13 protein-coding genes are annotated in these 11,980 nt (G+C 64.0%); 2 read left to right on the top strand and 11 right to left on the bottom strand.

Translation table 11 applies throughout. The features are described from left to right. Positions 1–254: 254 nt before the first annotated feature. The 4 genes from LZ012_RS07960 to LZ012_RS07945 all read right to left on the bottom strand — a co-directional run bounded on the left by LZ012_RS07960 (position 255) and on the right by LZ012_RS07945 (position 4,483). Entirely contained in the window at positions 255–1,799 is a 1,545-nt protein-coding gene (locus tag LZ012_RS07960; protein ID WP_275709364.1) for an efflux RND transporter periplasmic adaptor subunit, read from the bottom strand. Next, positions 1,796–3,046 (bottom strand): TolC family protein, encoded by a 1,251-nt coding sequence (locus tag LZ012_RS07955; protein ID WP_275709362.1) that lies wholly within the window; start codon positions 3,044–3,046, stop codon positions 1,796–1,798. Before LZ012_RS07955 ends, LZ012_RS07960 begins: the two co-directional genes overlap by 4 nt. A gap of 18 nt (positions 3,047–3,064) precedes the next feature. Further along, entirely contained in the window at positions 3,065–3,382 is a 318-nt protein-coding gene (locus tag LZ012_RS07950) for a copper-binding protein (RefSeq protein WP_275709360.1), read from the bottom strand. A 120-nt stretch (positions 3,383–3,502) separates the two neighbouring features. Next, positions 3,503–4,483 (bottom strand): ParB/RepB/Spo0J family partition protein, encoded by a 981-nt coding sequence (locus LZ012_RS07945; protein ID WP_275709358.1) that lies wholly within the window; start codon positions 4,481–4,483, stop codon positions 3,503–3,505. Positions 4,484–4,626: 143 nt separating this feature from the next. Here LZ012_RS07945 and LZ012_RS07940 point away from each other — a divergent pair, with 143 nt between their 5' ends. Then, positions 4,627–5,199, top strand: a complete 573-nt coding sequence (locus tag LZ012_RS07940) for a hypothetical protein (RefSeq protein WP_275709356.1) — start codon at positions 4,627–4,629, stop codon at positions 5,197–5,199. Between the two features lie 58 nt (positions 5,200–5,257). Then, positions 5,258–5,617 carry a YnfA family protein gene (locus tag LZ012_RS07935; RefSeq protein ID WP_476728683.1) on the top strand — a complete coding sequence of 120 codons (360 nt, stop codon included), beginning with the start codon at positions 5,258–5,260 and terminating at the stop codon, positions 5,615–5,617. 20 nt (positions 5,618–5,637) lie between these two features. On the opposite strand, the gene LZ012_RS07930 is transcribed toward LZ012_RS07935, so the two are convergent. The 7 genes from LZ012_RS07930 to pdxR form a co-directional block, all read right to left on the bottom strand. Continuing rightward, entirely contained in the window at positions 5,638–6,180 is a 543-nt protein-coding gene (locus tag LZ012_RS07930) for an isochorismatase family protein (RefSeq protein ID WP_275709354.1), read from the bottom strand. Between the two features lie 154 nt (positions 6,181–6,334). After that, positions 6,335–6,658: a hypothetical protein gene (locus tag LZ012_RS07925; RefSeq protein ID WP_275709352.1), complete on the bottom strand. Its 324-nt coding sequence runs from the start codon at positions 6,656–6,658 to the stop codon at positions 6,335–6,337. A gap of 318 nt (positions 6,659–6,976) precedes the next feature. Further along, complete coding sequence (locus tag LZ012_RS07920) at positions 6,977–7,744, bottom strand: molybdate ABC transporter substrate-binding protein (RefSeq protein WP_275709350.1); 768 nt, start codon at positions 7,742–7,744, stop codon at positions 6,977–6,979. A 33-nt stretch (positions 7,745–7,777) separates the two neighbouring features. Further along, positions 7,778–8,146: a hypothetical protein gene (locus LZ012_RS07915; RefSeq protein WP_275709348.1), complete on the bottom strand. Its 369-nt coding sequence runs from the start codon at positions 8,144–8,146 to the stop codon at positions 7,778–7,780. 172 nt (positions 8,147–8,318) lie between these two features. Then, the gene (locus LZ012_RS07910) at positions 8,319–8,747 is read right to left on the bottom strand and encodes a bacteriohemerythrin (protein WP_275709345.1); all 429 of its coding nucleotides are present in this window, start codon (positions 8,745–8,747) and stop codon (positions 8,319–8,321) included. Positions 8,748–8,755: 8 nt separating this feature from the next. Beyond that, a complete protein-coding gene (locus LZ012_RS07905) occupies positions 8,756–10,366 on the bottom strand; it encodes a GGDEF domain-containing protein (protein ID WP_275709342.1) in 1,611 nt (536 codons plus the stop codon). A gap of 115 nt (positions 10,367–10,481) precedes the next feature. Further along, a complete protein-coding gene (gene pdxR / locus LZ012_RS07900) occupies positions 10,482–11,939 on the bottom strand; it encodes a MocR-like pyridoxine biosynthesis transcription factor PdxR (protein WP_275709340.1) in 1,458 nt (485 codons plus the stop codon). Positions 11,940–11,980: the final 41 nt, after the last annotated feature.

Genomic DNA, 11,980 nt, shown 5'->3' with positions numbered 1-11,980 from the left:
TGCCCAGTCCCGAGACGCCTTTCGGGTCCCCTTGAGAGGCGCTGAGCAACACAGGCGGGCCGGGGGCAGTCGGTTCGCATTGTTTGAGCCGCAGGCGAGTTCATGCGAACCGCCCGGCCTGCCGAGTAGCGCAAGGAACCCCGAAGGGGCGCCGACCCAGGGGTCGCCTTTTCTTTGGCTACTTTCTTTTGGCGAAGCAAAAGAAAGTACGCCCGCCCTCAAGGCGGAAAGCAACGGTTGAACAAAACAAATGCTCATTTCCGCACCACCAAAGAAGTAACCACCCATTCCCCCGGCGACCGCTCAACAAACTCGAAATCCACCGCCGCCCCCGGCTTCAAACCAGCCCCCAACGAACCATTCGCCAAAACAAAATCCATCTTCATCGCCGGCCACTTCAAGCTAGCCACCGGCTCATGCGAAATAGTCACCGTTCCAGAAGCCGCATCGAAGGCATTCAAAACCCCCACCCCCTTATGCCCCACCACCGCCGGCTTGGCGGCAGCCGAAGGCAAATCCGTCTTCTGCATCCCGCCCAGTGCGGCTTTCAAATTGCTCTCCGCATCAATCAGGAAATTGGCCGCGGTAACCACCATATCCCCATCCTTCACCCCCTCCAGCACCTGCACGAATTCCCCGCCCCGGGCACCAAGACGGACCACCCGCGGCTCGAAGCGCCCTTCGCCGAGCTGCACGATGACCACCTGCCGCTTGCCGGTGTCGATCACCGCCGAGTTCGGCACGCTGACCACCGAGCCGGCGCCGGCCACAGGAATCTCCACCTCGGCGAACATCGCCGGTTTCAGCCGGCCTTTTGGGTTGGCCAGTTCGATGCGCACCGGCACCGTCCGCGTCTCCGCCTTCAGGGTCGGATAGACGTAGGCGATACGGCCCGCGAAGACTTCGCCGGGATAGGCGGAGATACGGATATTCGCCTTCTGGCCAACGCCCACCGCCGCAATGTCCTGCTCGAAAACATCGGCCTGAACCCAGACCGACGAGGTGTCAGCGATCTGGTACAGCACGTCGCCGGGCATGAAGCGCATGCCCTGGATGGCTTTTTTCTCGGTGACGATGCCGGCCGCCGGGGCGCGGAAGGTCAGGGTCCGCTTGGCATTGCCGGAGCGGGCCAGGGCCTTGATCTGTTCGTCGGAAATGTCCCAGTTCTTCAGCCGCTGCAGGCTCGATTCGGCCAGTTGCTGCATCGCGCCCTGCGCTTCGCCGCCGGCGGCGCTGAGCTGGCCCACGCCTTGCGCGGCGATGGCGTATTCGCGCTGGGCCGAGACCAGTTCCGGGCTGTACACTTCGAACAGCGGCTGGCCACGGCCGACCGGCTGGCCGGTGGTGTTGACGTGCAGGCGCTCGATGTAGCCCTCGAACTTGGCGGTCACCGTGGTGGTGCGGCTTTCGTCGATTTCGACCCGGCCGCTGGCGCGCACCGTCCGGTCGAGCGCCTGCAGCTTCGCCGGCTCGGCCTTGACGCCCATTTTCTGGACCTTCTCGGCGCTGATTTTCAGGCTGGTATTGCCAGCACCGTCGTCGCCGCCGGCCTCCTCGCCTTCATAGACGGGGATGTAGTCCATGCCCATTGGGTCCTTCTTGGGTACCGGCGAGGTGTCGGGCAGGCCCATCGGGTTGCGGTAGTACAGGAGTTTCTTTTTTGACCCGGCCGTCGCTTCGGTGGCTGTGGGCGCCGCAGCGACCCCATCGGCGTGCTGCCGGGAAAACTGATAGCCACCGGCGAAACCGCCAACGGTGAGGGCGACGGCGATGAAAATCAGGGTGTAGCCGCTTTTCACAAGTCTTCTCCGAGCAGGCGTTCGATTTCGGCCAGCCGCAGTTGTTGGCTGGCCTGGGCGCGCAGTAGCGCCAGTTTGGCATTGCGGATCTGGCGCTGGGCGTCGAGCAGGGTGGCGAAATCCACCTTGCCGGTTTCGTAGCCGGCCAGCGCCGATTTGAAAGTCAGTTCGGCCTGCGGCAGCAGGCGGTTGCGGCTGATCTGCTCGGTGGCACGGGCGCCGTCAAGGTTGCTCAGCGCCGCGGTCAGGTCGCCGCGCAGCCGGTGACCGAGCGCCTCCTGGCGTGCCGCCGCCGCTTCCAACATGCGTTCGCTTTCGCGTTCCTGGCTGCGCCGGGTGCCTTGCTGCAGCGGCAGGTTCATTTCCAGCATCAGGCTCCAGGCATCGACGCGGTTCTGCACCTGCATCGGCGCCACGCCGAGGGTGAAATCCGGATAGCGGTTGCGGTAAGCCAGATCGCGGCTCTTTTCAGCGCCGCCGACGCGCGCCGCTTCGATGGCCAGTTGCGGGTTGTTGGCGAGCAGGCGGGCGTTCAGGGAGGCTTCGTCGAGCCGGGCGGGAACCGGACGCAAGACCGCCGGCTCAGCCAGCGCCGCACCGCTCGGCCGGGCCAGCATGGCGTTGAGGAAAACCATCAGGTGATGGAATTCGCTCTCCATGCCGACCAGTTCGGCGTCCATCGCGCTGCGCTCGAGCTGGGCGCGGATGGCGTCCTGCTGCGCCGCCAGCCCGCCGGTGTAACGGGCCTGGGCGATTTGTTCGAGACGACGGGTCAGTTCGATATTCTCGCGAGTCAGTTGCAGCGACTGGCCGGTCAGCCAGTATTGCGCGTACAGCGTCTTGATGCGGCTGGCGACCTCGGACCAGGTATCGGCAGCCCGGCCTTCGGCCTGGGTCGCCTCGGCCGCCGCCACGTCGCGCTTCAGGTCGCGCTTGCCCCAGAAGGGCAGCGGCTGCATCAGCGTGTATTTGGTGTCGCCAGTGCGGCTGGGGTCGAGCGTCGCGCCCTGGCTGCCGTTCCTGGTGATGTTTTCCAGTTCGACGCGCAGCACCGGGTCGGGCAAGGCGCCGGCCGGCTGGATGCGTTCGCGCGCCGCCTCGGCTTCGAGGCGCACCATGCGCACATCCGGGCTGTGCTCGCGGGCGGCGGCGAGCAGCGATTCGACGCTGGCACCGGGCAATGGCTCGGCCTGCGCCGTTCCAGCAAGGGCAAGGATCAGCAGCAGAGCGCCGCGCGCATGTTTCATCGCCGCCTCACTTCAACTTTATTTGGCTATTTCGTAACGGCTGACGATAGCCTGGCTGCCCTTCATCTCGGCCGCGAAGCGGATCTTGTCGCCGGCCTTCAACTTGCCCAGCCAGCCCTTGTCGGCGACGCCGAAGGCCATGGTCATCGGCGGCATGCCGATGCTGTCTAGCGGGCCGTGCTGGATGACGACTTCACCCGCCGCCTTGTCGATCTTCTTGACCGTGCCGTCGGTCAGCGGTGCATCCTGTTTCGCCGCCATATGGCCGGCTGGGTGATTGTGCTGGGCGAAGGCGGGCAGGCTGACGGAAAGCAGGAGGGCAAACAGCAGGCGCATGGCGGTTCCTTAAATGGATGGTCGATGCGCCGATTTTGTGCCCGCCAGCCCAACAGACCGCTGACGGCAAGATTACAAATTTGTAATGCAGCCGGCGCGCCATGGCCGCCAGCCGTCGGACTACGCCCCCTTGAGAGCCAGGAATTCGTCGATCAGGCGGACCAGTAGCTCTTCTTCGTCATCCTCGCTGAGGCCGAGCAGGTCGGCGACGAGCTTGACCTTGCCCGGACTGACCCGGCTGCGCGGTGCGGTCGCGGGAGCGGCAACCGCGGTGGCCTGCAGCTTCGGTTCGGCGGCTTCCTCCCACGGCGGCGACGCTTCCACTACCGGCTGCGCAATACCGGCGGCAGGGGCCGTTTCGGCGACGGCCGGTGCAGCGGGTTCCGGCGCCGGCTCTTCCTTCCTGGCCCGCCCGCTCTCCTGCTGCAGCGCGGCGTCGACCAGCTTCTTCGAGGCCTTTTCACCCTCGGGCAACTGTTCGATCTGCTCGATCAGCGTTTCGGCCCGCGATTCGTTTTTCTTGGCCAGTTTTTCGAGCTGGACGGCAGCGCCAGTGCTGGCAATCTTGCCCGAATCGAGCAGGGCGCTGACCTTCTCGGACAGATTGGCCGCCGCCGTGGCCTGGGCGAGCCAGGTCGGCGCCCGGCCGAAGTACTGGGCGGCCTCTTCCGGCGATTCGAAGCGTTCGGCGATGGCCTGGATGGCGTTGGCCATGTCGCGCGGCTCCAGCGCGGAGCGGACGCCCAGGCCGATGTTCTCGAAAACACGCACGGTGAGCGCTTCTTCGTCGGTGCAGGCGCGAATGACCGCCGGCACCGCGGTTTCACCGGCCTGGATGGCGGCCAGCCGGCGCCGCTCGCCGGCCAGCATGACGTAGCGGCCGTCGGCCCCCGGCCGCACGATCAGCGGCTGGATCACGCCCAGCTTCTCGATGGCGTTGACCAGCCCCTTCAGGGCCTCTTCGTTGATGCTCTGCCGGACGTGCTGCGGATCGGGATCGATGCGCGACAGTTCGAGAATCTGGAATTGCGGCATGCTGTCTTTGAAGGCCATGGCGAAGGTCCGGGAAGGGATGAAGAAGAGGCGGAGAAGGGGCGGCATGTTCGTCGTTTTTGACCGGTTTTTCAAGCCGCCCCACCCCGACGGCCGTTCGGTCAGCCACCGTCACACCCGGTTACCGGGATCAGGCAGGCAAATGCCGGCCGTTCGGCTATATTTCCTGCCATCGCATGGAAAATTCCGGCATGGAACAGAGACTGAAACGCCTGCTGACGCCGCCCTTCATCGCCCTGGCGGCCTTGCTGCTGTGGTTCTGGGAATGGCTGTGGGAGCCGCTGGAACGGCTGATGGCGCTGATCGGCGGCTGGCCGCTGCTGCGCCGCATCGAGGCGTGGATCGCCCGGGCGCCGCGCTACCTGGCACTGGCTTGCTTCCTGATTCCCGGCGCCGCCCTGCTGCCCTTCAAGGTGATCGGCCTCTATTTCCTGACGCACGGCGCGCCGCTGCTCGGCGTCGGCACCTTCCTCGCCGCCAAGGTGGTGGGAACGGCGCTGGTCGCGCACATTTTTACTCTTACCAAGCCGCAACTGATGCAAATCGGCTGGTTTGCGCGATCCTATGGCGCGGTGATCCTTTTCCGCACCTACGTGTTCGACACGCTGCACCGCCACCCGATCTACCGGCGCACCCGTGCCGCCCTGCTCGCCCTGCGCCGCAAGTTGCGCCGGACGCGTCGCGGCATCCTGGCGCTGTTGCTCCGCCGCTGGCGTGCCGTCTATCGCCTCTTCCGCCGGCGTAGCCGCCAGGCCAGCATCTAGAGACTGCCTCACCCCGGCTTCCCCACTCCCAACGCGGTTCACGGCTTTTTCAGGCAACATGGCAAGCCACACCGCGACGGAAATCGACATGGAATTGCTGCGCCTGAGCCTTTTGTTTGCCGTGACGGCAATTGCCGAAATCGTCGGCTGCTACCTGCCCTGGCTGGTCGTCAAGCAGGGCAAGACCGCACTGCTGCTGGTTCCGGCTGCGCTTTCGCTGGCCTTGTTCGCCTGGCTGCTGACGCTCCATCCGGCGGCAGCGGGCAGAACCTATGCCGCGTACGGCGGCATGTACATCGCCGTGGCACTGCTGTGGCTACGCCTCGTCGACGGCGTCGCGCTGACCCGCTGGGACGTGTTGGGCGCCGCAATCGCCTTGATCGGCATGGCCGTCATCGCCCTGCAACCATCGACCTGATTGCTTGCTGTCCGCCAGAGCTAGCGAATGAACCGGCGCAGTACGTCGCGGAACGCCGGGTTGTTGGCACTTTCCAGCCACTCGAAGGCGACCATTTCGCGGCTGACGATTTCGGCGCCATTCTGCTGCATGCGGCCCAGGGCCAGTTCCTTGTCGCGCGCCCGGCGCGAACCGACCGCCTCGTCCACCACGAAAACGCTATGGCCGCTGGCGAGAAGGTCGAGTACCGTCTGCTGAACGCAGACATGGGCTTCCGTTCCGGCGACGACCCACTGGCGCCGGCCGGCCGGTGCGGCCTTGAGCAAGGCGCCTTCGGTAACGGCCGAGAAATGGGTCTTTTCGACGATACACTCCGCCAAAAAACGCGCCCGCAGCGCCGAATCGGTGAGGCCGATGCGCTGCGGACAATGCTCTGTCACGAGCATGGGAATACCGATCGTTCGGGCGACATCCACCAGCCAGGTGGCCTGCGAAAGGACAGCCTCGCCGCCGTCGATGGCGGGCAGCAAACCGCTCTGGAGATCGACGACCAGCAGCAGGGATTCGGACGCTTGTATACGCATGGGGCTTCTTTCCTGAATGGGTACTTCCCGAACGGCATGCCGCTTCTCGACGGAAGTAGCATCCCGCTCAGACAGTGGCGTGACCATTGTAATTGTCATTAAACCGCTGCGTAACAATCGGCATCACGAATTCCCGCAACCGGTGCCCAATCCATCAAGGAATACTCACCCGGTTATTGAACGGATAGCGGTCCATTTGCAGGTCGCGGCGTAAGGTTTCCGCATCGGCTCCGACCATCGGGTCGTTGTAGTCTCTACGGATGGGACCTTGCGCGCCTTTTGCATGGCGACTCTCTTCGGTCGCATTGCTTGACGCGGCTGCGGGTACTTGAGGGGGCACGACCATGGTCTTGGCCGACCACTTGCTGAGTACCGGCATTCCGACATCTGCCGCCCATGGCGTATTTACGGCCGCCGAAACGCCGGCCAGCCCAATCAGCAGGCCGCAGAAAGAATTGAGCATGGAATGATGTTTCATGATTTTGCTCCTATAACGATGTTCGCCACGAACCCTGGAAACCCACGTTACCCTGAGCAATTGCCGAACCCGGCGATATATCTGGAGATCAGTTGTTTTGAACTTGACTCGGCTTCATACCAAATGACCGTCCTTTGGCTGCGCTGGCCATAGGTTAATGCTAGGTCACCACCCGCCGATTTCAAGGCAAACCGGTGCCCTGGCAAAAGCATCGTCCGGCACGCGAGTGCCTGGCCGACGCGCGCTTCACGCGACAAAACATGGCTTCGCCAGTCCAGCCCGGCCAGGCTGTCAGACAGCCAAGGCAGCGAACACCGCCTACCTGACCGGCTCCATGCCCGACTGGCCGATTGCAGTCGCTGCCTCGGCCTCTCGCAACGCCCCGAGAAAGGACTTGGCGACCCCGGGCTGCAGGGCCTGGCGGTGTATGGCAGCCGAATAGACAGTGTAGTTTTGAATCTCCGGCGGAAGCGGGCCGAGATACCGGATACCCGGTACATGGACGAGTTCGCTCACCTGTTGGAAGCCGAGTTCGGCCTCGCCCCGCGCGATGATCTCGCCGATCTGAGCCCCGGAAGGGGGTTGCACGAGCTTTGCCTCAATCTGCTGGCGAATCGCCAGCCGGTCGAACATCTTCAGGAGATAGCGGCCGCTCGTGCCGGAAGAGATGGCTACTGACTTGGCCGCGAGAAGCGCCTGCTTCAGCCCATCGACCGACGCAATGTCGGGCCGGGGCAGCGACTCCGGTATCGCGACGCCGATTGCCGACCGGGCGAAGTCGGTACGCGAGCCGTCGACCAACTTGCCGTCAGCGGTCAGCTTTTCGATATTTTGTGTGGCGTTGACCACGACATCTGCCGTTTCTCCGTCGCCAACCCGCTTGGTGATGGCCTCGGTGCCGGCCCAACGCAGCACAACCCGGTGACCTGAGGATTTCTCGAATCGTGCGACGATGATCTCAAGGGGTTCCTTGACGGCATTGGGAGCGAAAACATGAAGTTCGGCGGCGGTCGCTACGCAGCAGCCCAAGGCCGCGACCACGGCAAGCGATCGCCGCACCGTGGCGCGCAACGTAGCGTGCTTCATGAACAATTCCCTTACACCCAGCCGTTCGCGCACTTATTTCAGACGAACGACGTACAGCACGACTTCACTATCGCCAACGTTCTTCACCGTATATTGCGGCCCCGGCCCCTGGATCTGCACATCACCGGTTTGCCAATTGGATTGCTCGGTCCTCCCATCGGCATAGGTCCTCAACAGCGTCCCTCCCTTGAGCGCCCTGATGACCCGGGTGCCGGACGTCACTGCCGTATTGACCTCCCCTGGCATCTGACGAATCTCGAAGGCCTGGAGTTTTTCATCTTCGGCCAGGATGGTCCGGGCCGCCGATCCTGGCTTTGCAGCTTCCTCGGCGACACCGGCAAGAGAAATCGACAAAACGGAGACCCCAAGCGAAGCCAGGCCTATGCGAGCAAACAATTTCATGATCCACGCCTCCTCCGGAATGACGACTTATCCGACCGCCATAAAAACGATTCGTTCCAGGCGGACAAGGTGTGGCCGTGCAATGACTGTGGCAAAGCGGTTTCGCCACTGTGATTCACAAGCAAACCGCTTTTAAGGCCAATTTCAGCTCAGGCGCTGCTCCCTGCACCAACTAACAGCCGCCATTGAGGAATTTCCCCAACTCCTGGTCTGTCCCCATCACGTGGTTGACCAACCAGTTGTTCAGGAAACCGAACAGCGTTTCGTGGTCGATCGCCTTGCCTTGCTTGAGCGCCAACTGGTACTCGGTGGCGGCCTTGGCGAAGGCGCGGTGCTCTCGCACGTGGGCTTTTTCGTCGTCGGGCAAGCGATCGCCATAGCCACCCGACTCCATCAGCTCCTCTTCCGAGTCGAAGTGATAGATGGTGTAGCCGATCAGGTCTTCGATCGCCTTGGCTTGCGCCTCGGCATTTCCTCCGGCGCGGAAGCAGTTGTTGGCGTCGTTCAGGATGTTGATCAGCATCTGGTGTTGCTGATCGATCCGGGCGATCCCGGTAGCGAGCGTATCGCTCCATTGCAGTAACTGGTGTCCGACTTTCATTGTTTTTTTCACCCTACACACACCCGGTTGCGCCCGCTTTGCTTGGCCTCGTACAGCGCCACATCGGCCCGCGAACAAAAGGCCTCGAAGGTTTCCCCGCGCTTCCACTGCGTCACTCCGAACGAGCAGGTGACATGCCCGATGCCGGGGAACTCGGCGGCAGCAACGCATTGGCGAACCGACTCGGCAAAACTCTGCGCGCCGTCGATGCCGGTATCCGGCGTCATGATGATGAACTCTTCCCCGCCCCAGCGGGAAATGAGATCGGTGTCGCGGCTTCTCGTTTTTACCGTATCGACAAACATCTTGAGCACCTCGTCGCCCGTGGCGTGGCCGCAAGTGTCGTTGATGCGCTTGAAATGGTCGATATCGAGAAAGATCAGCGACAGGTTGTGACCATAGCGGTTCGCGCGGGTAATTTCGCGCTGGGCATATTTCAGGAAGGCGCGCCGGTTCATCACGCCGGTCAACGTGTCCATCGACGCCAGGGTTTCCTTCTCCCGGATCAGGCGGTCGGTAAATTCGAGCAGCCGGTTGAAATGCTGGAAAGCGTGGCTCCATTCGTCGCGCCCGCCGCGATCCTTGAGCCGGATGGCGTAGTTTTCCTTTTCGACAATCTGGTCGAGCGCCGTAGACAGCTCCCGCAGATCGCGCATCATCACGGTGATGGTCATCGTGACGAAGCTGACCAGGACGAGCAGCATCGCGAACATGCCGGCGGACACCCACAGCATGACGTTTTTCTGCGCTCGGCCTTTTTCCATAGTTTCCCGGGCCAGTTGGTCAAACAACTGATCTTCAAGGGTCTTCAGGGAGTCGATGACCTTGGTCGAACGTTCCCACCACTGTTCCCCATCCGGCAGCGCGGCCACCATATCGTACTTGCTGAGTACCCGATTGATGGCTTCCATGACCCAGGCGTGATCCGGCGTGTCGATGGCCGAACGCAGGGAATGGATATCCGATTCGGCGAAATGGCTCCGCACCACGTCGATGTGGTGACGGTAGAGGGTCAGTTCGCCGGCGATGAAGATCAGATCGCTGGTATTCCGACTAGCCTGGGTCCGCACGCTGTTCACCGTCGCCCGCAGCAGCCCCAGTGCCTCGCGGGCCAGCGCGAGTTCGGCAATCATGTCCAGCTTGGGCGAGAAGGTGTCCACCTCATGCAGCATTTCATACGATACCGCCCCGAGCAGCGTGTTGATGGGGGTGGTATAGGCATCACGCAGGCGTCGCCAGTCGGTGCTCTGGTGCTCAACGTCGTTGCGGACCTCCATGAGCTTGACCCGGAGATCGGCCATCCCCAGGCGGGCCAGCCGGTGTTCGGTCGCCAGCGGGTTGTTGAACAGGGCCTCGAGCGCGGCGCTGCTGTCCGAACGCATCTTCTTGACGGTATCGAAGTCCTTCAGACTCGACGCGATGAAGCTGGCACTGGCGCCCCGTTCGCGCTGCAGGTAGTGAATCAGCGACGAGCAGTCATGGGCCCACTTGTTATGCAACACCTCGCGCTCGACGTTGTGGCGCGTTTCATTCAGGCGACTGATGCCCAACCATGTCGCGATGGCCATCGCCAGTATGGCGATGCCGGCAAGCAGCACGAGTCGCAAACGGATGGGCATGGGCGGAGACGAATTGAACGGAGACTGTTTCGCTATTTTGCGCGAACGATATTAAAAGGCTTTTAGCTGAGTCAAGTTATGGCCGAGGTAATAACTCTGCAACAGCAGTCAATTTTCACGCTGCGGTGTGCCCCGACTGAACCGCCGCCGCCAAGCGGCGCACGGCCTCGCCGACCATCCCCTCTGCCAGACTTCCGTAGCCCAGTACCAGCCCGTTGCAGGCCACCGGCGGCCGCGTGTAGCTGCCCAGGGCGCGCAGGCCCAACCCCAGTTGCGCGGCACGCGCCGCCACCTCGCTATCGCGTACCCCATCCGGCAACCACATCACCAGGTGCAGGCCAGCGTCGCCGCCCGACAGTTCCACGGACGGCCCAAAGGCTTCCTTCAAGGCCGCGCGCAGGGCGAGCTGCCGCGCGGCATAGCGGGCGCGCATGCGGCGCAGATGGGCGGTGTAGTAGCCGCGCTCGATGAAATCGGCGAGCGCGCGCTGTTCGATGCCCTGCCCGGCGCGCGTGGCCTGGGTAGTGGCGCGCGCGAAGTCGGCGGCGACGGCGTGGGGCAGCACCAAGTAGCCGAGGCGCAGGCCGGGATAGAGCGTCTTGCTGAAGGTGCCGACATAGACCACCGGGGCGTCGGGCTGCAGGCCGAACAGTGCCGGCGGTGCCGGGCCGGCGCGGCGGAATTCGCTGTCGTAGTCGTCCTCGATGATCCACGCGGCGGACTGGCGGGCGCGCGCAATCAGCGCCAGGCGCCGCGGCAGGGACATGACGCGGCCGGTCGGGTACTGGTGCGACGGCGTGATCATGATCAGGCGCGGTGGATGCCCGGACCAGTCGGTTTCGCTCGGCGCCAGCCCCTCGCTGTCCACCGGCACGTCATGCACGCGCAGCCCGGCCAAGCCAAAGGCGACGCGAGCAGCCAGATAGCCGGGATTCTCGGCCCACACGGTGTCGCCGTGATCGGCGAGCAGCCGGGCGCAGAGGTCGAGCGCCGCCTGCGTGCCGCTGGTGATGACGATTTGCCCGGCGTCCACCGCCAGGCCGCGGACGGTGGTCAGGTGACCGGCCAGCGCTGCACGCAGCGCCGGGTCGCCGCCGTGCGCGGCATAGCCGAGCTGACGCCACCCGGCATCGCGCCAGGCGCGTTCCAGGCAGGCACGCCAACTGCGGAAGGGAAAGGCGCCGTAGTCCGGCGTGCCGGGGGCAAATGGCAAGGCCGCCGCCTCGCGTGCCGGTTCGGGCTGCAAGGCCGCCGCGGCGCGGGTGGAGAGTTGCAGCGGCGCGCCGGATTCGTCCGCGCGGCTCGGCGCCGTAGCGAGCCGCGCCGGAAGCAGCGCCACGCGCGTTCCCTGGCGATCCGCCGCCAGGCAGCCTTCGGCGACCAGTTGCTCATAGGCGAAGAGGACGGTATTGCGGGCGATCTTCAGCGACGCCGCCAGGCTGCGGCTGGCCGGCAGGGGCGTGCCGGGCGCCAGGCGGCCGATCAGGATGGCATCGCGCAAGCGGTGGTAGAGCACGCGCTGTCGCGGCATGGTTTCCGGCAAGGGCGGGGCGAGCAGCCAGTCCAGCTCCATCGTGGCTCCATGAATTATTCGTTTTGTGGCACTACTAACAG

The sequence above is a fragment of the Dechloromonas hankyongensis genome (assembly GCF_022012295.1).
GTDB lineage: Bacteria > Pseudomonadota > Gammaproteobacteria > Burkholderiales > Rhodocyclaceae > Azonexus > Azonexus hankyongensis.
This window is presented reverse-complemented; position numbering and strand designations above follow the sequence as displayed.

Coding starts and splice junctions, on each gene's coding strand:
- LZ012_RS07955 (WP_275709362.1), bottom strand. CDS start 3,046: ATGAAACATGCGCGCGGCGCTCTGCTGCTGATCCTTGCCCTTGCTGGA.
- LZ012_RS07950 (WP_275709360.1), bottom strand. CDS start 3,382: ATGCGCCTGCTGTTTGCCCTCCTGCTTTCCGTCAGCCTGCCCGCCTTC.
- LZ012_RS07945 (WP_275709358.1), bottom strand. CDS start 4,483: ATGCCGCCCCTTCTCCGCCTCTTCTTCATCCCTTCCCGGACCTTCGCC.
- LZ012_RS07940 (WP_275709356.1), top strand. CDS start 4,627: ATGGAACAGAGACTGAAACGCCTGCTGACGCCGCCCTTCATCGCCCTG.
- LZ012_RS07935 (WP_476728683.1), top strand. CDS start 5,258: ATGGCAAGCCACACCGCGACGGAAATCGACATGGAATTGCTGCGCCTG.
- LZ012_RS07930 (WP_275709354.1), bottom strand. CDS start 6,180: ATGCGTATACAAGCGTCCGAATCCCTGCTGCTGGTCGTCGATCTCCAG.
- LZ012_RS07925 (WP_275709352.1), bottom strand. CDS start 6,658: ATGAAACATCATTCCATGCTCAATTCTTTCTGCGGCCTGCTGATTGGG.
- LZ012_RS07920 (WP_275709350.1), bottom strand. CDS start 7,744: ATGAAGCACGCTACGTTGCGCGCCACGGTGCGGCGATCGCTTGCCGTG.
- LZ012_RS07915 (WP_275709348.1), bottom strand. CDS start 8,146: ATGAAATTGTTTGCTCGCATAGGCCTGGCTTCGCTTGGGGTCTCCGTT.
- LZ012_RS07910 (WP_275709345.1), bottom strand. CDS start 8,747: ATGAAAGTCGGACACCAGTTACTGCAATGGAGCGATACGCTCGCTACC.
- LZ012_RS07905 (WP_275709342.1), bottom strand. CDS start 10,366: ATGCCCATCCGTTTGCGACTCGTGCTGCTTGCCGGCATCGCCATACTG.
- pdxR (WP_275709340.1), bottom strand. CDS start 11,939: ATGGAGCTGGACTGGCTGCTCGCCCCGCCCTTGCCGGAAACCATGCCG.